This window comes from Rhodoferax potami (assembly GCF_032193805.1).
Classification (GTDB): Bacteria; Pseudomonadota; Gammaproteobacteria; order Burkholderiales; family Burkholderiaceae_C; genus Allorhodoferax; species Allorhodoferax potami_A.
Window position 1 is genome coordinate 3560398 of the sequence record NZ_JAVBIK010000001.1, and the last position, 19739, is coordinate 3580136.

Sequence of the window (19739 nt, forward strand, 5' to 3'; positions counted from 1 at the left end):
AATCCGAGCTGACAGGTGCGGATGGCAGGCCATTTGATGCCTAAACCCCCTCCACCCGGCCCCCCGTCCGCCCCCAGCGCCGGGCGGCCTCTTCCGGCGTTTGGCCTTGCTCCATGAGGGTGCCGAGCGGCGCAAGCAACGCTTGCAAATCGGCTTCATCAAACTTGGCAGCGCCTTCGGCGTCGTGGCCGAGCACGCTCTCAGACAGGGCGAGTTTGCGGGCCTGCAGTTCCAGCATGCGTTCTTCGATGCTGCCTTCCACCACCAGTTTGTAGACGAACACCGGCTGGTCCTGGCCGATGCGGTGGGCGCGGGCGGTGGCTTGTTCTTCCACGGCAGGGTTCCACCACGGGTCCATGTGGATGACGGTGTCGGCGGCGGTGAGGTTCAGGCCGACGCCACCGGCTTTCAGGCTGACCAGCAGCACCGGTATTTCTTGGTTTTGAAAACGCTGCACGACGTCGCCGCGCTGGGCGGGGCGGGTGTTGCCGGTCAGGCTCAAGAAGGACAGGCGCAGCGCGGAGAGGGCATCTGCAATCAGCTCCAACAGCTCGGTGAACTGGGAGAACACCAGCACGCGGCGACCTTCATCGACCAGCGGCACCAAAAGGTCTGTGAGCGCATGCAGTTTGGCGCGCTCCATGTCGGGCGCAATATCGCTGCCCTTCACCAGGTAGGGATCGCAACACACCTGCCGCAGCTTGAGCAGCGCATCGAGGATGCTGATCTGCGCCCCGGCAAAGTTCTGCCGTTGCAGCACGCGGCGCACTTGTTTGTCGGCGGCCACGCGCACGCTTTCGTAAAGTTCGCGTTGGCGGCCCTGCAGTTGCACGCGCTGGATGACTTCGGTGCGCGGCGGCAGCTCAGTGGCCACGTCTTGCTTGCGGCGGCGCAGGATGAAGGGGCGCACGCGCTGGGCGAGCAGGGCGGCGCGCACGGTTTCGCCGTTCTCTTCAATCGGTTTGCGCCAGCGGGCGGCAAAGCTGCGCTGGTCGCCCAGAAAGCCGGGCATCAGCCAGTCGAACTGGGCCCAGAGTTCGCCCAGGTGGTTTTCCAGCGGGGTGCCGGTCAGGCACAGGCGGTGGCGGCTTTGCAGCTGGCGCAAGGCGCGGGCGCTGCGGCTGGCCGCGTTTTTGACCATCTGCGCCTCATCCAGAATGACCAGATGGAAGGGCTGCGCGGCCAGCACATCGATGTCGCGCCACAGCAGCGGGTAGGTGGTGAGCACCAAGTCGTGTGCGGGCATGTCGGCAAACAGCGCAGCGCGGTCCGGGCCGTGCAGGTTCAGCACCCGCAAGTCCGGCGCCATGCGCGTCGCCTCGGCCTGCCAGTTGAACAGCAGCGAGGTGGGCAGTACCACGAGCACCGGGCGATCCAGCCTGCCAGCCTGTTTCTCCAGCAGCACATGGGCCAGCGCTTGGGCGGTTTTGCCCAAGCCCATGTCGTCGGCCAAGATGCCGCCCAAGTGCTGCGCGCGCAGATATTGCAGCCAAGCCAAGCCTTCGAGTTGGTAGGGGCGCAGTTGCACTTGCAAGCCGGCAGGCGCCTCTACCGGTTGGGGCTGGCCTATGGTGTGCAGGCGCTTGGCCAAAGCGGCCAGACCCACATCGCCTTCCAGTTGCCAGCCTTGGTGGACGCCCACGCGCGAGGCTTCCAGCAGGCTGGCGCGCAGGGTGTTGATGCGGCGGGCTTCCCATGCGCCCAGCTGGATGGGGCCCTTGGGCGCCATGCGCTGTGGGTCGGTCAGCAAGTCCACCATGGCGCCGACGATGGCTTTGAGCGGGCCGGCTTCGGCGTCAATGCGCTTGCCGCCCGGCGCGCGCAGCGAGACGGTGGCCAGGTCGTCCAGCGTGTCAAGGTAGTTGCGGATCAACCAGCGCGGGTCGCGCTTGATGAGGTTGGCCAGCATGGGGGCGAGGTCCAGCGTTTCGCCATCAATCTCGATACCCAGGCTCAGCAGCCATTCGCCTTCGCGACCCGGCAGGGCCAGCTTTTCGACGCCGCGTGCGGGTTTCACCAAGGGGCTGTCCAGCACTTTGCCCAATACTTCTCCAGTGTCAGGGCTCAGGATGAGCTTCCAGCGCTCTACAGCCACGCTTTCGTGCGCAAAGCCGGGTTGCACCACCACCGTCCAGCCTTGGGCTTGGAGCTGGGGCACCTGGTCGGCCCAGAAGTCACCAAAGTGGTCTTCCTGCGGCAGCGTCCACACGCTGCCCAGATGCGGGCGCTGCTTTTGGCTGCGCCACTGGAAGGTGGCGTCTGCCAGCGGCACAAAGCCCATGTCCCACACCGCGTCCATGGCGTCGGCCTCTGCCACCAGGTTGCGCTGCAAGCGCACCACCGGGCCGCCGGTGTCGAACAACTCTTCAAACTCCGCCGGGCGGCTGTTGAGGATGGAGCTGGGGGCGGGTGTCTCCCAGCGGTCGCCGGTCGGGGTGCGGTAGGTCCAGTCGAACTGCGCGAGCGTCACGCTGTCGCCACGCGGCCCCAACTTGCCCTGGGGCTTGAGGCCCAGCAAGCCTTCGCCCCGGCCCAGCGTCATCAGTATGATGCGGGGGCGGAACTGGCCGATAACGGCGCCATCAGCGTCGGGCTCCGGGTGGCTTGGGTCAGCAGGCAGAGGCGGTGTGCGCTTGCGGTTCATAATCAAAACGGCTGCTGGGGCAGATTGGGTGTGCGCGAGCAGCTATCAAAAGAGGAGCAAATCTTCGTCAATGCCTGCAGGTCAAATGCCCATGCTCTGCAGCGTGACCAGGCCCTTGGGCGTTTTGAGCGTGGCGCTCAGGTTGGCCGGGCCCTCCGAGATGGCCACGCCTTCCAGACCGATCGCCGCATAGGCGGCTTGCAGTTTGGCCGCACTCGGGTGGCTCACCGCGATGCTGTCCAGGCTGACGCGGCTGCGCGGCAGGCTGTTGCGCGGGTGCAGGCGCTGGGGCTCGACGTCGTCCGGTTTACCCCATTGGATGAGCGTGGGCAGGCAGCCTTCAAACAGGCGGTAGCCGTCTTCGCGCACTGTGATTTGCCAGTGCAGCACGCCTTTGCGCGAGTGGCGGCTGGCGGGCATGGCCGGGCCGCGGTCGATGCCCAGGCCCTTGAGTGCGATGCGGGCGGGCAGCATCTCGTCGGTGCCGGCCACAAAGTGCACCAAGCGTGGCTCCTTGGCAACTGCTGCACGCAGCTCGGGGTTGTCGAGGTCAAACCAGCGCTTGGCGTTGGGGTTGGCCGGGCCCTTGGCGCCGGGGTTGATGGCAATGATCTCGAAATACGCCAGCGGGTGGGCGGGCGTCGCGATCTTAAAGAGTTTGTTATGGGTGCCGAACTGGCTGTGTTCGCCGCCGGCTTCCGGGGTGATGCCGAGGGTGGCTTCGCACCACTGCACACCCTGCTCCAGAGTGTGGGCTGCAACGACGAGGTGGTCTATCTGTGTTTTCATCGCCGCACGATACCACCCCGGCGCCGTCTCAAACTTCTAGCGGCTGACCCACTTCACCAAGAAGTTCAGCAGTTTGATGCGGCCCGCCGTGTAGGGCGGGAAGAACATGCGGATGCTGGGCAGCCAGCCGCCCTTGAGCACCGCGCGCTCGTGCGAGAAGGCCTTGAAGCCGTAAATGCCGTGCGAGCTGCCGATGCCGGAGTTGTTGACCCCGCCGAAGGGCAGGTTGCCGTGGGCCACGTGCAGCACGCAGTGGTTCACGCAGGCGCCGCCGGAGCTGGTGTTGGTGAGTACGGTGTCAATGTTGCTCTGGTTGCTGCTCCAGATATACAGGGCCAGCGGCTTCTGGTCGGCATTGATGGAGGTGATGACCTGCTGCAGGTCGGTGTAGGGAATGATGGGCAGCACCGGGCCGAAAATTTCCTCCTGCATCAGGGTGGAGTCCATGGGCACGTTGTCGACCAGGGTCGGGGCGATGTAGTTGCCGGCGGTGTCCACCTCGCCGCCACTCAGCACCCGTGCGCCGCGCGACGTGGCGTCTTTGAGCAGGCCTTCGATGCGCTGTGTGTGGCGCTGGTTGATAATGTGGGTGAAGTCTGCGTTGCTGCGCTGGCTCTGGGCGCTGTCGCCATAGCGGGCTTTGATGACGGCCTGGCAAGCCGTCACGAAAGCATCTCGCACCGAGGCGTGCACATACAGGTAGTCGGGCGCCACACAGGTCTGGCCGGCGTTGACAAACTTGCCCCACATGATGGTTTCAGCCGCTTTTTGCAGGTCGGCGGTCTCGTCCACGATAGTGGGGGACTTGCCGCCTAGTTCCAGGGTCACGCTGGTCAGGTTTTTGGCCGCAGCCGCCATGACCACCTTGCCCACGGCGGGTGAGCCGGTAAAGAAGATGTGGTCAAACGGCATGGCCAGAAGGGCCTGCGAGGTGGCCAGTGCCCCTTCAAACAAAGCCACTTCATGTGCCGGGAAGGCCTTGGCCACGATGCTGGCCAGCACTTGGGCCACGCGCGGCGCCATCTCCGAGGGCTTGAGGATGGCGGTGTTGCCTGCCGCCAAGGCGGACACCAGCGGGCTGAGCATCAGGTACAGGGGGTAATTCCAGGGCGCAATGATCAGGCAGCGGCCGCGGGGCTGGTACTGCACATGGGCGCTGTTGCCCATGGTGAGTTCGGTGGCGCGAATGCGGGTAGGGCGCATCCAGCCCTTGAGGCATTTGATGTTGTGGCGAATTTCGTCCAGGCTGGGCACGATTTCGGTGCCGTCTACTTCAAAGCGGGGTTTGTGAAAGTCGGCGGCAAAGGCTTCGTAAAGCGCCTCTTTGTGCGCCATCAGGCTGGTGCGCAGCCGCTCTAAACGTTCAATGCGTTCGGTTGCGGTGGACTGGCGCCAGGCCAGCGCAGTGGCCCGCTGAGCCTCGAAGGTGGTTTGCATCAGTTGCGGGTCGGCGTCTTGATTGGCTTGGCTCATGCGGTGGCTCCTGGCAATAGAGGGGGGCGCGCGCGCTTATTCTGTGGCGCTGCGCTTTGGCAGCAGGCATTGTGGGGGCAAGTGCAGGGGCCCGCTGTCGCTGGAGTGCAGTTTTGAGCCGCTACTCCAAACCAGATGGGGGTTGACCCTAGGCCGCTTGGCGAAACGTCAGGTTGATGCGGCAAGCGCCCGTCAAAGGGTGGTTGCCATGCGGCACAGCGCGCACTCCGTGGTAGCGCAGCCTGGCCGGGCCACCCCACACCAGCACATCGCCATGGTGCAACAACACGGTTTGCACCGGCTCGCCCCGCTCCAGCCCGCCCAACTCGAACACGGCCGGAAGACCCAGCGACACCGACACGATGGGCGCCCCGTAATCCACCTCGTTTTTGTCTTGGTGCAGGGTCATGCGGGCACCCGGCGCATAGCGGTTGATCAGGCACGCATCTGCCTCAAAACCGGGGTAGCCGGCAAGCGCTGCCATGCGGCTGGCCAAGGTTTTGAAGGCTTGCGGCATGGCCGGCCAAGGAGCGCCAGTGAGCGGGTCAAAGCGCTGGTATCGATAACCCGCTGCATCGCTCACCCATCCCCAAGGTCCGCAATTGCTCATGGCCACCGACATGCGAAGCCCGCCCGGCGTGCTGAGGTGGCGCCACGGGCTGATCTGGGTGATGAGTTGTACCTCCGCCCACAGCGCAGGAGCGTCCGCAACGGCGATGCCGGCCAAGGCGTAAGCGCCAGGGCAAAGTATGTGGGGCGGTGCAGGGGTGGGCGACGAGTCGCCAAAGAGATCGAGGTTCACAGTGAACCCAGTCAAGGTGCGCCGATGTGGCGACTTGGCTTTTCAGGGCTGCTGTTCGGTGTTGACCCGACGGGCGCCGTCAAAGCGCTTGGCCCAATAGCTGATACCCATGTCTTCCACCCGCACTTCGGCACCTGGCTTGGGGGCGTGGATGAATTTGCCGTTGCCGACATAAATGCCAACGTGACTGAAGGTACGGCGCATGGTGTTGAAGAACACCAAATCGCCGGGTTGCAACTCGTGTTTGTCAATTTTTTGAGTAGCCGCAGCTTGCTCAGAAGCCTGGCGTGGCAGCAGCAGTCCGGCAGTTTGCTGGTAAATAGCGCGCACAAAGCCGCTGCAATCAAAACCGATGTCGGCCTCGGTGCCGCCGCGTTTGTAGGGCACACCCAGAAACGCCATCGAGTTCATTACCAGTTCGGTAGCGCGGTTACCAACTTTGTTGCCGACATCACCAATCCGGGACAGCAAGCCGCGCTCCGCCAATAAGCGGGACATGTCATCGCTGGGGGCGGGGGATTGTTGGGCGTGGGCGACGCTCAAAGTGAGCATCAGGGCACAGGCAAGGAAAAAACGCATCGGCGCACTCTAGTGGGGGAGGGCCAGTGTGTCAAGCGGTCAGATACATTTGATTTCACCTCTAACGCATTGATTCGCTTGGATATTCTGTGTGGGGCGGGATAACCCGGAGGCCCTGACCGCTCGAGAGGTTATGCTCGCGCTACGTTTTTTGAGAAGGATTTCGCTATGTTGATGGATGTCGACACAAGCCAGTTGGTGCTGGTGGACTACCAGGCGCGTTTGATGCCCGCCATGTTTGAATCTGAATTGGTGCTGGGCAATGCGGTGCGTTTGGCCAAGCTGGCGGCTTTAATGGAAGTGCCTGCTTTTTATACAGAGCAAAACCCAGGCGGCCTGGGTCATACGGTGCCCGATTTGGCAGCCGCGCTGGCCGAAGCGCGTGCCAAGGTGCTGAACAAAATGCAGTTCAGCGCGATTGAAGAAGGCTTGGGCGAATGGTTGCGCCCACCGGCCAAGCCGGTGCAGGGCAACGCCCGCAGCTTGCCCAAGCATTTGCAGAAGCCGCCGGCATCTGAGCGCGGTGCCATTGTGATTGCCGGTTGTGAAGCTCATGTGTGTTTGATGCAAACCGCGCTCGATTTGCTGGAAGACGAGTTTGAAGTGTGGGTGGTGACCGATGCCTGCAGCTCACGCACCGAGCGCAATCGTGACGCTGCCTTTGACCGGCTGGCCGGCGCTGGTGCCGAACTGGTAACCACTGAAATGGTGGTCTTTGAATGGATTCGCACGGCGGAGCACCCGGTATTTAAAGAGGCGCAAGCGCTGATCAAGTAATCAGCGCCGAGCAGCGCTCTTGATGCCCGGTAAAGGCGGACCCATCAGCATGGGCCGCCTTTTTTTATGGCCATACGGCTAGCGGGGCTTGGGCGGAACCGGAGTCAGCTTGCCGCAAGTTGCTTATCCATAATTATGAATTCAGTTTTATGGACCCGACTGGAGACAAACAATGACAGGCTACGCCGATTTTTACCGCCGTTCCATCGATGACCGCGATGGCTTTTGGTCTGAACAGTCCGGGATGATCGACTGGCGCACCCAGCCCACCCAAGTGTGCGACTACAGCCGGCCCCCTTTCGCCAAATGGTTTGTCGGCGGAACCACCAATCTCTGCCACAACGCCGTCGACCGGCACCTGATAACCCGCCCGGACCAGCCCGCGTTGATTGCCGTCTCTACTGAAACCAATACCGAGCAGGTGTACTCCTTTGCACAACTGCACGCGGAAGTGCAGCGCATGGCCGCAGCATTGCAAGCCTTGAGCGTCAAGCAAGGTGACCGGGTTCTGATCTACATGCCCATGATTGCCGAGGCATCGTTTGCTATGCTGGCGTGTGCCCGGATTGGTGCGATCCACACGGTGGTGTTTGGCGGCTTTGCTGCAGGCTCACTCGCTTCACGCATTGAAGACGCTTCACCGGTGGTGATCGTGAGTGCAGATGCCGGCTCACGCGGCGGCAAAGTGGTGGAGTACAAGCCCTTGCTGGATGAGGCGATTGCCACCTCCAGCCACAAGCCAGCCGCGGTGCTGATGGTGGACCGCAAGCTGGCTCCGATGCCGCTGGTCGCCGGGCGGGATCACTTGTGGGCTGAGTTGCGCCAAGCGCACTTGGAAACCCAAGTTCCGTGCGTCTGGCTGGATTCAGCCCATCCCAGCTACACCTTGTACACCAGCGGCACCACCGGCAAACCCAAGGGGGTGCAGCGCGATACCGGAGGCTACGCAGTGGCCTTGGCGGCCAGCATGAAGCATATTTTTTGCGGCAACCCGGGGGAAACCTTCTTTTCCACCAGCGACATTGGTTGGGTGGTGGGGCACAGTTACATCATTTATGGCCCTTTGATTGCCGGCATGGCCACCATCATGTACGAGGGACTGCCAACTAAGCCTGACGGCGGAGTGTGGTGGAGCCTGGTCGAGAAATACAAGGTGACCGTCATGTTCAGCGCGCCGACCGCGGTGCGGGTGCTCAAGAAACAAGACCCGGCGCTGTTGAGTAAATATGACCTGTCGAGCCTGCGGGCCCTGTTTTTGGCCGGAGAGCCGCTCGATGAGCCGACCGCCCAATGGATCAGCCAGAGCTTGGGCAAGCCCATCATCGACAACTATTGGCAAACAGAGACCGGCTGGCCGATCCTGACGATAGCGAACGGGGTTGAAAAAGCGCCGAGCAAGTTCGGCAGCCCAGGTGTGGCAATGTATGGCTACGACATCAAGCTTATCGATGAAAACACCTCGGAAGAGCTGACCGGTCCTGATCAAAAAGGCGTGGTGGCGATAGAGGGCCCATTGCCGCCAGGGTGCATGCAAACTGTGTGGCGTGATGACGAGCGTTTCGTAAAGACGTACTGGAGCAGCATTCCCGGCAAGCAGCTCTACAGCACCTTCGACTGGGCTGTTCGAGACAAGGATGGTTACTTCTTTATTCTGGGCCGCACCGACGATGTGATCAACGTGGCGGGCCACCGTTTGGGCACCCGGGAGATTGAAGAAAGCATTTCCAGCCATCCCAATGTGTCTGAAGTTGCCGTGGTGGGGGTGGCAGACGCGCTCAAGGGGCAGGTGGCGGTGGCCTTTGTGGTGGTGAAAGATGCCAGTGGTTTGGGCGATGAGGCTGCGAAACTCAAGCTGGAAGGCGACATCATGAAAGTGGTGGACCAGTCGATTGGTGCCGTGGGGCGCCCCGCGCGGGTGCGGTTTGTCTCGGTTCTCCCCAAAACCCGGAGTGGCAAGTTGCTGCGCCGCGCCATTCAGGCAGTGTGCGAGGGGCGCGATCCCGGTGACCTGACCACCATGGAAGATCCTGGCGCATTGCAGCAGATCCGCGAGCTGCTCGCATAAATCGGCATGAGGGTATGCACAAAGTGCATACCCTCGCCAAGTCTTTACTATCCCTCAAAATCATTCAGTGGCACAATTCGCGCTGCAATGAAGGCCCTTCCCATGCCACAGTCGCATCCGCCAATCGGTTCAGCCGTGTCGCGGAAGGTTAATTAACCAGCTTTAACCAGCTTATGTTCCCTGAAGGGGAACGGAGGTCAGCGCAAGATGAGTGATTCAAACTCCAAAGGGGCGAACACGGGTTCCACCGTGTACCAAACCTATCAAAACAACACCTACCTGTTTGGTGGCAATGCTCCCTACGTCGAAGAGATGTATGAGAACTATTTGGCCAACCCCGGTAGCGTTCCCGACACATGGCGCGATTATTTCGACGCGCTGCAACACGTTCCCGCCTCTGACGGCAGTACAGCCAAAGACGTAGCCCACATGCCCGTGATCAACGCATTCGTTGATCTGGCTAAAAAAGGCGTCAAGCAGACCGTGGTTGCCACCGGTGCCGATTCCGAAATGGGCCGCAAGCGCACTGCAGTGCAGCAGTTGATTGCGGCCTACCGCAATGTGGGCGCACGTTGGGCTGATTTGGACCCTTTGAAGCGCATCGAGCGCGATGACATCCCCGAACTGGAGCCCTCGTTTTACGGCTTCAGCGATGCAGACCAGGAAACGGTCTTCAACATTAGCAACACATTCTTCGGCAAAGAATCCATGAGCCTGCGTGAGCTCATGAACGCTTTGCGTGAAACCTACTGCGGCACGATTGGCGTGGAGTACATGTACACCACCGACCAGAACCAGAAGCGCTGGTGGCAGCAAAAGCTGGAGGCAACCCGCAGCAAGCCCCAGTTCAACGCAGAAAAGAAAAAACACATCCTCGAGCGCCTGACTGCGGCTGAAGGCTTGGAGCGCTACTTGCACACCAAGTATGTGGGCCAGAAGCGCTTCTCCCTGGAAGGTGGTGAGAGCTTTATCGCCGCCATGGACGAGCTGATTCAGCAAGCCGGCGCCAAGGGTATCCAGGAAATCGTGATCGGCATGGCCCACCGCGGCCGTCTGAACGTGCTGGTGAACACCCTGGGCAAGATGCCTGCGGACCTGTTCGCTGAGTTTGACCACACTGCGCCCGAAGACCTGCCTGCCGGTGACGTGAAGTACCACCAGGGTTTCAGCTCGGACGTGTCCACTGCTGGCGGCCCCGTTCACTTGTCTCTGGCGTTCAACCCATCTCACCTGGAAATTGTGAACCCGGTGGTGGAAGGCTCCGTGCGCGCCCGTATGGACCGCCGTGACGACCCCAAGGGCTCACAAGTGTTGCCAGTGCTGGTGCATGGCGATGCGGCTTTCGGCGGTCAGGGTGTGAACCAGGAAACACTGGCTTTGGCTCAGACCCGTGGTTACACCACAGGCGGCACTGTCCACATCATCATCAACAACCAGATCGGTTTTACGACGTCTGACCCGCGTGACATGCGCTCCAGCGCGTTCTGTACCGATATCGTGAAGATGGTCGAGTCTCCCGTGTTGCACGTGAATGGTGATGACCCGGAAGCCGTGGTGTTGGCGACCCAGCTGGCGCTGGAGTTCCGCATGGAGTTCCGCCAGGACGTGGTGGTTGACATCACCTGCTACCGCAAGCTGGGCCACAACGAGCAAGACACGCCTTCGCTCACACAGCCTTTGATGTACAAAAAGATCAGTGCCCACCCCGGCACCCGCAAGTTGTACGCAGACAAGCTGGCCGCTCAAGGTTTGGGTGCCGAGCTTGGTGACTCCATGGTCAAGGAATACCGCGCAGCCATGGACGCCGGCAAGCACACCGTGGACCCCGTACTGACCAACTTCAAGAGCAAGTACGCGGTGGACTGGTCTCCATTCCTCGGCAAAAAGTGGACGGACGCTGGCGACACCGCCATACCGTTGACCGAGTGGAAGCGTTTGTCTGAAAAGCTGACAACCATTCCTGAAAGCGTCACACCTCACCAGCTGGTGAAAAAGGTCTACGACGATCGCGCAGCCATGGGCCGCGGCGAAATCAATGTGGATTGGGGCATGGGCGAGCACATGGCCTTCGCATCCTTGGTGGCCAGCGGCTACCCCGTGCGCTTGTCGGGCGAAGATTGCGGACGCGGTACCTTTACCCACCGCCATGCTGTGATTCACGACCAGAAGCGTGAAAAATGGGATGCTGGTACCTATGTGCCTTTGCAAAACGTGGCCGACAAGCAGGCTCCGTTTGTTGTAATCGACTCCATCCTGTCTGAAGAGGCTGTGTTGGGCTTTGAGTACGGCTACGCATCCAACGACCCGAACACCTTGGTGATCTGGGAAGCCCAGTTCGGCGACTTCGCCAACGGCGCTCAGGTGGTAATCGACCAGTTTATTGCGTCCGGCGAAGTGAAGTGGGGCCGTGTAAACGGCATCACGTTGATGCTGCCGCACGGCTACGAAGGCCAAGGCCCTGAGCACAGCTCTGCGCGTCTGGAGCGCTTCATGCAATTGGCAGCTGACACCAACATGCAGATCGTGCAGCCGACTACGGCCAGCCAGATCTTCCACGTGTTGCGTCGTCAGATGGTGCGCAACCTGCGCAAGCCGTTGATCATCATGACGCCCAAGAGCTTGTTGCGTAACAAAGACGCGACATCTCCACTGTCCGAGTTCACCAAGGGTGCGTTCCAAACCGTCATCCCTGAGAGCAAAGAGCTCAAGGGCGACAAGGTCAAGCGCGTGATTGCCTGCTCTGGCAAGGTTTACTACGACTTGGTGAAAAAGCGCGAAGAAAAGGGCGACACCGACGTTGCCATCATCCGTGTGGAACAGCTGTACCCGTTCCCGCACAAGGCATTTGCGACCGAACTGAAAAAGTACCCCAATGCCACCGACGTGGTGTGGTGCCAGGACGAGCCGCAAAACCAGGGTGCGTGGTTCTTTGTGCAGCATTACATCCACGAAAACATGTTTGACGGCCAAAAGCTGGGCTACTCCGGCCGCGCTGCTTCTGCATCGCCGGCAGTGGGCTATTCCCACCTGCACCAAGAGCAACAAAAGGCTCTGGTCGAAGGCGCTTTCGGCAAGTTGAAGGGCTTTGTTCTGACCAAGTAAGTCAGCAGCTCTTCACACCTACAACACATTACGGAAAGAATTTGATATGGCAATCGTAGAAGTCAAAGTCCCACAGCTGTCTGAATCTGTGGCGGAAGCAACCTTGTTGCAGTGGAAGAAAAAGGTCGGTGACGCGGTCGCGGTCGATGAGATCCTGATCGAAGTAGAAACCGACAAAGTGGTGATGGAAGTTCCCGCACCCTCCGCCGGCGTGCTGGTCGAATTGGTAGTGGCCGACGGCGCTACTGTGGCTGCCGAGCAGCTGATCGCTCGTATCGACACTGCTGCAGTGGCCGGTGCTGTAGCACCCGCTGCGGCTCCTGCTGCTGCGCCCGCAGCTGCTGCTCCGGTGGCAGCCGCTGCTGCGGCGAACAACTCCAAGGCAGGCGTTGCCATGCCTGCTGCAGCCAAGTTGCTGGCCGACAACGGCATTGCGGCTTCGAGCGTTGAAGGCACAGGCAAAGACGGCCGCATCACCAAGGGTGACGTGTTGGCTGCTGCCGCTGCTCCTAAAGTGGTAGCAGCTGCCGTAATCCCCACGGGTGCTCCGACCAAGTCTTTGCCTCAAGTGGCGGCCCCTTCTGTGAATCTGGGTGACCGTCCTGAACAGCGCGTGCCCATGAGCCGTTTGCGTGCGCGCGTGGCTGAGCGTTTGCTGCAGTCCCAGTCGACCAACGCCATCCTGACCACCTTCAACGAAATCAACATGGCTCCGGTCATGGACATGCGCAAGCGCATGCAAGAGCGTTTCGAAAAAGAACACGGCTGCAAGCTGGGCTTCATGAGCTTCTTTGTCAAGGCTGCTGTGCACGCCCTGAAGAAGTTCCCAGTGCTGAACGCGTCTGTCGATGGCACCGATATCGTGTACCACGGCTACTTCGACATCGGTATCGCCGTGGGCTCGCCCCGTGGCTTGGTGGTGCCCATTCTGCGCAACGCAGACCAGATGAGCTTCGCCGATATCGAGAAGAAGATTGCTGAGTTCGGCCAGAAGGCCAAGGACGGTAAGCTGGGCATTGAAGAAATGACCGGCGGTACCTTCTCCATCTCCAACGGCGGCACTTTCGGTTCCATGATGTCTACCCCCATCATCAACCCGCCCCAGTCCGCCATTTTGGGTGTGCACGCAACCAAAGACCGCGCCATGGTCGAGAACGGCCAAGTGGTGGTTCGCCCCATGAACTACTTCGCCATGTCTTATGACCACCGCATCATCGACGGCCGCGAAGCCGTTCTGGGCCTGGTGGCCATGAAGGAAGCGCTGGAAGATCCAGCTCGCTTGCTGTTTGATATCTGATCGGGCTCACCCCCGGGCGGCATTGCCGCTTCCCCCTTGCAGGGGGCAACACCAGCGGCCCGGCATAGCCGGTTCCGCGGTGTTTCTGTAAGCAGGCACTGTGATCCTGCTGAATCTCTGGAATTAGAAGCGAGAAATTCATGAGCAAACAATTTGACGTGGTCGTCATTGGCGGTGGCCCCGGTGGTTACATAGCCGCCATCCGCGCAGCCCAGCTGGGCTTCAACGTGGCCTGTATCGACGAGTGGAAGAATGCCGCTGGCGGTCCCGCTCCCGGCGGTACCTGCACCAACGTGGGTTGTATTCCTTCCAAGGCTTTGCTGCAATCGTCTGAGCACTTCAACCATGCCAACCACCACTTTGCCGAACACGGCATTACGGCCACTGGCGTGAGCATGGATGTGGCCAAGATGCTCGCCCGCAAGAACACCGTGGTGAAGCAAAACAACGACGGCATCTTGTACTTGTTCAAAAAGAACAAGATTGCGTTTTTCCACGGTCGTGGCTCTTTCGTCAAAGCCGCTGAAGGCGGCTACGAAATCAAGGTGGCCGGCGCTGCCGAAGAAACCATCACCGGCAAGCAAATCATCATCGCGACAGGCTCCAATGCCCGCGCATTGCCCGGTACGCCTTTTGATGAAGTCAATGTGTTGTCCAACGACGGCGCTTTGAACATCGGCGAAGTGCCCAAGAAGTTGGGCTTGATCGGCTCCGGCGTGATCGGCCTCGAAATGGGTTCCGTATGGAAGCGTTTGGGTTCCGAAGTGACTATTTTGGAAGGCCTGCCGACCTTCCTTGGTGCCGTGGATGAAGGCGTGGCAAAGGAAGCCTTCAAAGCTTTCACCAAGCAAGGGCTGAAGATTGAGCTGGGCGTGAAAGTTGGCGAGATCAAAAACGGCAAAAAGGGCGTGTCTGTTGCCTACACCAACGCCAAGGGCGAAGCACAGACGTTAGATGTCGACAAACTCATCATCTCCATCGGCCGCGTGCCCAACACCATCGGTCTGAACACCGAGGCAGTGGGCTTGGCGCTGGACGAGCGTGGCGCGATCGTGGTGGATGGCAACTGCAAAACCAATCTGCCCGGTGTTTGGGCGGTGGGCGACGTGGTGCGTGGCCCGATGTTGGCGCACAAGGCGGAAGAAGAGGGCGTTGCCGTGGCTGAGCGCATTGCCGGTCAACACGGTCACGTGAACTTCAACACGATTCCTTGGGTGATCTACACCAGCCCTGAAATCGCATGGGTCGGCCGCACAGAGCAACAGCTCAAGGCAGATGGCGTGGCGTACAAGGCTGGTCAGTTCCCGTTCTTGGCGAATGGCCGTGCACGCGCTTTGGGCGACACCACCGGTTTCGTGAAGTTCTTGGCCGATGCCACGACGGACGAAATCCTGGGCGTTCACATCGTTGGACCACAAGCCTCCGAGCTGATTTCTGAAGCCGTGGTGGCTATGGAGTTCAAGGCCAGTGCGGAAGACATCGCACGCATCTGCCATGCACACCCCTCCTTGAGTGAAGCCACCAAGGAAGCGGCGTTGGCCGTGGACAAGCGTACGCTGAACTTCTGATCGGTTTTTTTGCCAAATAAGCTGCTAGCCCGCATGAATAATGCGCTAGCAGCTTCTCTTTTTGTTGCATACCGGAGTAAGCCTTGAGCGTTAAAGAAGCCTACGAGGCGGAGTTGAAGGTCCGTGGATACACAGCCGACCCTGCACAGTTGCGTGCCGTGGAGGCTTTGGAGCGCTGTGCCAGCGATTGGGCTGCGTACAAAGCGAAGCGCTCGAATGCCCTCAAGAAGCTGATCAATCGGCCCGAGATTCCAAAGGGCGTGTACATGTTCGGCGGGGTAGGGCGGGGAAAGAGCTTCCTGATGGATTGCTTTTTCAATGCCGTTCCGCTCAAGCGCAAAACCCGCTTGCATTTCCATGAGTTCATGCGCGAGGTACACCACGAACTGGTGAACCTGCAAGGCACGGTGAATCCGCTGGATGAGCTGGGTAAGCGTATGTCCAAGCGTTACCGCTTGATTTGCTTTGACGAGTTCCACGTGGCGGACATTACCGACGCCATGATCCTTCACCGTTTGCTCAACGCCCTGTTTGACAACGGGGTAGGTTTTGTGACGACCTCGAATTTCAAGCCGGATGACCTCTACCCCGGCGGCCTGCACCGGGACCGCATCTTGCCGGCCATTGCTTTGTTGAACGCGAAGCTGGAGGTGCTCAACGTGGATAACGGGACCGATTACCGCCGGCGCACCCTGGAGGATGCCAAGCTTTACCACGTGCCCAATGGCCCGGTGGCAGATGCAGCGATGACGGCCACCTTCAATGCATTGGCCGAGCAGCATGATGAAGACCCTCTGCTGCATATCGAGTCGCGCCAGATCGGCGCGGTGCGCAAAGCAGGGGGCGTGGTGTGGTTTGACTTCAAGACCTTGTGTGGTGGTCCCCGCTCGCAAAATGATTACCTCGAAATCGCCTCACGTTTCCACACCGTCTTCCTGAGTGGTGTGCCGCACATGCCGGTGCGCATGGCATCCGAAGCCCGGCGCTTCACCTGGTTGGTGGATGTGCTCTATGACCGCCGCGTAAAACTGATCATGTCTGCAGATGTAGCCCCGGAGCAGTTGTATACCGAAGGTCCCATGTCCCATGAATTTCCGCGCACGGTGTCCCGCTTGACAGAAATGCAGTCCAAAGAGTTTTTGGAGCTTGAGCGTCGTACGGTGGATACCCGATTGACATGAAAATTTTGTCCTTCGTGGTCCGCTTGGTCTTGCTGCAGGCAGTTTTCTTGCCCGCCTTTGCTGACTCGCTGGAGGCAGTAGAGGCTGAGCGACAGCAGTTGCAGTTCGAAGGTTCTCGTATCGAGTCGGCGTGCTATGACCGGTTTGCGGTCAATGCCTGCTTGTCAAAGTGGAGCGCTGAACGGCGTGCTCGCGCTGCAGCCTTGCGCAAGCGTGAACTCGCTTTGCGTGATTCAGAGCGCACGGAGCGTACACGCGAACAGCTAGAACGGCTTGAGGACAAGAAAACCGAGCAAACCAAGCGGCTGGAAGAAATGGCCAAAGAACCTGTCGCGGAGCGCGTACCCAAAACAGCGCCGGTGCCACAGCCCCTTGACCGACCAGAAGTAAATGACTCGCCGGCTGCGATAAGCCCGGAGCAAGCCCAAGCCAATCGCGCGGCGTTCGAAGCCAAACTGGAAGAAGCCGCACGCCGCAAAGCCGAGGTAGAGAAGCGCATCCAAGACAAGCCCGACAGGGCAGAGCCGCTTCCGATCAGTCAGTGATTTGGAAGGTCGGTCGGGAACCCCTCTTAATGCTGAAGGGTTTCGACTTTGACAATCACGACAGATAAGTTGTCACCGCCGCCGTGGGCCCGCGAACGTGCTTTCTCGATCAAAAACTCGGTAGCCTCGCGGGCGGAGAGTGTGGAGAGCACGGAGCCCAGTTCGCCATTGTTGAAGTAGTGCCAAACTCCGTCGCTGCACGCCATGAGTACATCACCAGCCCGGAGCTGCGGGATAAAGTGAAAATCGATGGGTGGATCGTTATCAGTACCGAGGCAGCCCATCAAGATATTTGACTGGGGGTGGGTAGCGGCCTGTTCTTCCGTGATTTCCCCGCGATTGATCAAGGCTTGCACGTAAGAATGGTCCATGGTTCGTTTAACGAACCGGTTTCCATGGAACTGGTAAACCCGGGAGTCACCGGTATGGGCCCAATGACAGTCGCCGCCGGGATTGATCAAGAACGCTGCAAGGGTGCTATGCGGCTCTTCTTCTGAGGAAATCGCAGTCAACTTGATCACGATATGCGCTTCTTCCACCACTTGGCGCAATGTAACGGCGGCATCGTCCGTAGCGGGATCGTAGCGCTCAAAGAGCTGCTTCGCTGTGAGCATGACTTGGTCTGAGGCTTTCCTGCCGCCACTGCGTCCACCCATGCCGTCAGCCACGATCGCCAAAATGCATCCGTTTACCCTCGGATGTTTGAATAGCGAGACTTGGTCCTGCTGATATTCGCGGTCACCCTTGTGGATGCCGGTAGAGGCGCTGAGGCGGTAACCAGAGGACATGGAGTGGTGCTTGCGAAAAAATCGGTCGTGTGCGGGTATGGCAGGCCGTATTATCGAGCGGCCGTTGCTTCTGGCGGTCAGTTTAACCACCTTGTCGGCCGCTTTTACCTTTGGAAACTAATCTACATTCACCTGAGCGTCGGCTCATTGAGCTCCGTATGGCGCACAGCGATCTTGACGCATGCATTGATCTTGCATCCTCGCAAGGCGGCATCAAAGATGAGTTGCTGCTTCAGCGCCTCAAGAAACGGCGCTTGGGGTTGCGCGATGCCATTTTCCAGCTGCAGCGCAGTTTGGGTCCGAACGAATCCGCCTGATGTCTGAAGTGGTTGCTGCCGTTGAGGCTGTGTTCAGTGATGCGGGCGCGCTCGCACAATCCGTCCCGGAGTACGTGCCACGTACTGGGCAGATCCAAATGGCGCGCGTGGTCGCTGAAACAATGGAAACCGGCGGAACACTTGTTGTGGAAGCCGGCACGGGGATTGGTAAGACCTATGCCTATCTCGTTCCCTCGCTGCTCAGCGGGCATAAGGTGTTGATATCTACCGCTACCAAAGCGCTGCAGGACCAGTTGTTCGGTCGCGACATTCCGGCGGTCATAGCCATGCTCAAAAGCCCAGCCAGAGTGGCACTGCTCAAGGGTCGTAGCAGTTATCTTTGCCTGCACCGGCTGACTAATGCGCGGCATGACGGTATGCTGCAGACCGCGGCGCCGTTGCGTTTGTTGGGGCAAGTCGAGCAATGGGCGGTATCGACCCGTTTCGGGGATGTTGCAGAGGTGCCTGCTTTGGAGGAGTCTGCCCAAGTTTTGCCGTTAGTGACCTCCACCCGGGAAAACTGCGGAGCATCCAAGTGCCCCCGTTACACCGATTGTTTTTTGTACAAAGCGCGGCGTGACGCCATGAATGCAGACATGGTGGTGATCAACCACCATTTGTTTTTTGCTGATGCGAATGTGCGTGAGTCCGGAGTGGCTGAATTACTGCCCACCGTGAACACGGTGGTCTTTGATGAAGCGCACCAACTCAATGACATCGGTGTTCAGTTTTTGGGGCGTCAATGGTCGACAGGCCAGGCCTTGGCTTTGGGGCGCGATGCGGTCTTTACGGGTGCACAGTGTGCGCGCGGACTTGCCGATTGGCCTCACCTGGTCGAGCAGATGGAAATGGCGGTGGTCGCTCTGCATGCGGTGTTCACGGAGCAAGGGGGTGCGCCGCAACGTGCCTTGTGGGCGCTGGGAGTTCCAGATGGTTTGTCCCCTGCAATTTGGACTTCGCGGATGGTGCGCTTTGTGGACACGATCCGGACGCTCACGATGGCGCTCCGTAACCGGTCACTGTCCGGCGTTCTTGCGAACTGATTGCAGGTACCAAAGAATGCGCCCTGATCAACAAACAGGACGGGGTCGGATATGGAAGAGACGCAGAGCGTGCTCAGGCGTGCAGTGTTGAGTGAACAGACTTGGGCTGAGGTACTGGATCGTTTTGACCGCGCTGGATTGACGATAGATGAATTTTGCAGCCGCGAAGGCATCAGTCGCAGCAGCCTTGCTCGCCGACGCACGCTTAGGAATAAACAGAGGGGAATCGCGTCCCCGCTGCGAACGAACAAGGTAGCCCCCACCACCGTGCCGAAGGCGGCGTTCGTTGATCTGGGCGACCTTGCTGGAGTGCACGGCAGCGGCAATGGAGCCATGGAGTTACGCATCGAACTCGGCTCGGGCATGAGTTTGCATCTGGTACGCCGGTAATGTTCTTTCCCGAGGGCCGCATTCGCGTGTTCCTGTATGGCCAAGCTGCCGATATGCGCCAGTCCTACGACGGCTTGTACGCTCTGGCACGCCAGGGGTTTGAAGTGGATGTGCTGGCCGGACACATGTTTGTTTTCATCAACCGGCGGCAAACACAGATGAAGGTGCTGTACTTTGACCGCAGCGGCTGGTGCCTGTGGTGCAAGCGTTTGGAGAGCGGCAAGTTCTCCCGTAAAGGCGTTCAAGGCGGCAGTGGCGAGATCGACTGCACGGCGCTCAAACTGATGCTCGAAGGCATCGAAGTGCGCCGACGCCACAAACGCTACCAACACCCTGCGCGGAGGTGACGATGTGCCCATTTTCAATCCGGAGAAGCACT

The 19739-nt window shown here is 59.8% G+C and carries 17 protein-coding genes; 11 read left to right on the forward strand and 6 right to left on the reverse strand.

Annotation, left to right across the window (positions count from 1 at the left end):
* Positions 1-40 precede the first annotated feature (40 nt).
* The 5 genes from RAE19_RS17085 to RAE19_RS17105 all read right to left on the reverse strand — a co-directional run bounded on the left by RAE19_RS17085 (position 41) and on the right by RAE19_RS17105 (position 6287).
* Complete coding sequence (locus tag RAE19_RS17085) at positions 41-2644, reverse strand: DEAD/DEAH box helicase (protein WP_313876002.1); 2604 nt, start codon at positions 2642-2644, stop codon at positions 41-43.
* 81 nt (positions 2645-2725) lie between these two features.
* Positions 2726-3433 (reverse strand): VOC family protein, encoded by a 708-nt coding sequence (locus RAE19_RS17090; RefSeq protein WP_313876003.1) that lies wholly within the window; start codon positions 3431-3433, stop codon positions 2726-2728.
* Between the two features lie 36 nt (positions 3434-3469).
* Entirely contained in the window at positions 3470-4906 is a 1437-nt protein-coding gene (locus RAE19_RS17095; protein ID WP_313876004.1) for an aldehyde dehydrogenase family protein, read from the reverse strand.
* 148 nt (positions 4907-5054) lie between these two features.
* Positions 5055-5708, reverse strand: coding sequence for a DNA oxidative demethylase AlkB (gene alkB / locus RAE19_RS17100; protein ID WP_313876005.1), 654 nt, complete (start codon positions 5706-5708; stop codon positions 5055-5057).
* Positions 5709-5750: 42 nt separating this feature from the next.
* The gene (locus RAE19_RS17105; protein WP_313876006.1) at positions 5751-6287 is read right to left on the reverse strand and encodes a C40 family peptidase; all 537 of its coding nucleotides are present in this window, start codon (positions 6285-6287) and stop codon (positions 5751-5753) included.
* A gap of 168 nt (positions 6288-6455) precedes the next feature.
* On the opposite strand from RAE19_RS17105, the gene RAE19_RS17110 reads away from it, so the two are divergent.
* From RAE19_RS17110 to RAE19_RS17140, 7 genes are all read left to right on the forward strand, one after another.
* Positions 6456-7064 (forward strand): isochorismatase family protein, encoded by a 609-nt coding sequence (locus tag RAE19_RS17110; RefSeq protein ID WP_313876007.1) that lies wholly within the window; start codon positions 6456-6458, stop codon positions 7062-7064.
* 172 nt (positions 7065-7236) lie between these two features.
* Positions 7237-9129 (forward strand): propionate--CoA ligase, encoded by a 1893-nt coding sequence (locus RAE19_RS17115; protein WP_313876008.1) that lies wholly within the window; start codon positions 7237-7239, stop codon positions 9127-9129.
* 207 nt (positions 9130-9336) lie between these two features.
* On the forward strand, positions 9337-12231 hold the full coding sequence (locus RAE19_RS17120; RefSeq protein WP_313876009.1) for a 2-oxoglutarate dehydrogenase E1 component: 2895 nt from the start codon (positions 9337-9339) through the stop codon (positions 12229-12231).
* A gap of 46 nt (positions 12232-12277) precedes the next feature.
* Positions 12278-13528: a 2-oxoglutarate dehydrogenase complex dihydrolipoyllysine-residue succinyltransferase gene (gene odhB, locus RAE19_RS17125; RefSeq protein WP_313876010.1), complete on the forward strand. Its 1251-nt coding sequence runs from the start codon at positions 12278-12280 to the stop codon at positions 13526-13528.
* Positions 13529-13668: 140 nt separating this feature from the next.
* Complete coding sequence (gene lpdA, locus RAE19_RS17130; protein ID WP_313876011.1) at positions 13669-15096, forward strand: dihydrolipoyl dehydrogenase; 1428 nt, start codon at positions 13669-13671, stop codon at positions 15094-15096.
* Between the two features lie 83 nt (positions 15097-15179).
* Positions 15180-16277 carry a cell division protein ZapE gene (gene zapE / locus RAE19_RS17135; protein ID WP_313876012.1) on the forward strand — a complete coding sequence of 366 codons (1098 nt, stop codon included), beginning with the start codon at positions 15180-15182 and terminating at the stop codon, positions 16275-16277.
* On the forward strand, positions 16274-16822 hold the full coding sequence (locus RAE19_RS17140; protein ID WP_313876013.1) for a hypothetical protein: 549 nt from the start codon (positions 16274-16276) through the stop codon (positions 16820-16822). The genes zapE and RAE19_RS17140 overlap by 4 nt, the downstream gene beginning before the upstream one ends.
* A 26-nt stretch (positions 16823-16848) precedes the next feature.
* Here the strand turns inward: RAE19_RS17140 and RAE19_RS17145 are convergent, their stop codons facing one another.
* Complete coding sequence (locus RAE19_RS17145) at positions 16849-17610, reverse strand: PP2C family protein-serine/threonine phosphatase (RefSeq protein ID WP_313876014.1); 762 nt, start codon at positions 17608-17610, stop codon at positions 16849-16851.
* Between the two features lie 158 nt (positions 17611-17768).
* Between RAE19_RS17145 and RAE19_RS17150 the strand changes: the two genes are divergently transcribed.
* The 4 genes from RAE19_RS17150 to tnpB are packed head-to-tail and all read left to right on the forward strand — an operon-like array spanning position 17769 to position 19707.
* Positions 17769-17927 carry a YdcH family protein gene (locus RAE19_RS17150; protein ID WP_428983995.1) on the forward strand — a complete coding sequence of 53 codons (159 nt, stop codon included), beginning with the start codon at positions 17769-17771 and terminating at the stop codon, positions 17925-17927.
* A complete protein-coding gene (locus RAE19_RS17155; RefSeq protein ID WP_313876016.1) occupies positions 17927-18970 on the forward strand; it encodes an ATP-dependent DNA helicase in 1044 nt (347 codons plus the stop codon). Before RAE19_RS17150 ends, RAE19_RS17155 begins: the two co-directional genes overlap by 1 nt.
* 51 nt (positions 18971-19021) lie before the next feature.
* A complete protein-coding gene (locus tag RAE19_RS17160; protein WP_313873005.1) occupies positions 19022-19360 on the forward strand; it encodes a hypothetical protein in 339 nt (112 codons plus the stop codon).
* Positions 19360-19707, forward strand: coding sequence for an IS66 family insertion sequence element accessory protein TnpB (gene tnpB / locus RAE19_RS17165; protein WP_313873004.1), 348 nt, complete (start codon positions 19360-19362; stop codon positions 19705-19707). Before RAE19_RS17160 ends, tnpB begins: the two co-directional genes overlap by 1 nt.
* Positions 19708-19739: the final 32 nt, after the last annotated feature.

What these genes read in the sequence shown, in the direction of transcription:
- RAE19_RS17085 (WP_313876002.1), bottom strand. Translation starts at nt 2,644, where the DNA reads ATGAACCGCAAGCGCACACCGCCTCTGCCTGCTGACCCAAGCCACCCG.
- RAE19_RS17090 (WP_313876003.1), bottom strand. Translation starts at nt 3,433, where the DNA reads ATGAAAACACAGATAGACCACCTCGTCGTTGCAGCCCACACTCTGGAG.
- RAE19_RS17095 (WP_313876004.1), bottom strand. Translation starts at nt 4,906, where the DNA reads ATGAGCCAAGCCAATCAAGACGCCGACCCGCAACTGATGCAAACCACC.
- RAE19_RS17105 (WP_313876006.1), bottom strand. Translation starts at nt 6,287, where the DNA reads ATGCGTTTTTTCCTTGCCTGTGCCCTGATGCTCACTTTGAGCGTCGCC.
- RAE19_RS17110 (WP_313876007.1), top strand. Translation starts at nt 6,456, where the DNA reads ATGTTGATGGATGTCGACACAAGCCAGTTGGTGCTGGTGGACTACCAG.
- RAE19_RS17115 (WP_313876008.1), top strand. Translation starts at nt 7,237, where the DNA reads ATGACAGGCTACGCCGATTTTTACCGCCGTTCCATCGATGACCGCGAT.
- RAE19_RS17120 (WP_313876009.1), top strand. Translation starts at nt 9,337, where the DNA reads ATGAGTGATTCAAACTCCAAAGGGGCGAACACGGGTTCCACCGTGTAC.
- odhB (WP_313876010.1), top strand. Translation starts at nt 12,278, where the DNA reads ATGGCAATCGTAGAAGTCAAAGTCCCACAGCTGTCTGAATCTGTGGCG.
- lpdA (WP_313876011.1), top strand. Translation starts at nt 13,669, where the DNA reads ATGAGCAAACAATTTGACGTGGTCGTCATTGGCGGTGGCCCCGGTGGT.
- RAE19_RS17140 (WP_313876013.1), top strand. Translation starts at nt 16,274, where the DNA reads ATGAAAATTTTGTCCTTCGTGGTCCGCTTGGTCTTGCTGCAGGCAGTT.
- RAE19_RS17145 (WP_313876014.1), bottom strand. Translation starts at nt 17,610, where the DNA reads ATGTCCTCTGGTTACCGCCTCAGCGCCTCTACCGGCATCCACAAGGGT.
- RAE19_RS17150 (WP_428983995.1), top strand. Translation starts at nt 17,769, where the DNA reads ATGGCGCACAGCGATCTTGACGCATGCATTGATCTTGCATCCTCGCAA.
- RAE19_RS17155 (WP_313876016.1), top strand. Translation starts at nt 17,927, where the DNA reads ATGTCTGAAGTGGTTGCTGCCGTTGAGGCTGTGTTCAGTGATGCGGGC.
- RAE19_RS17160 (WP_313873005.1), top strand. Translation starts at nt 19,022, where the DNA reads ATGGAAGAGACGCAGAGCGTGCTCAGGCGTGCAGTGTTGAGTGAACAG.
- tnpB (WP_313873004.1), top strand. Translation starts at nt 19,360, where the DNA reads ATGTTCTTTCCCGAGGGCCGCATTCGCGTGTTCCTGTATGGCCAAGCT.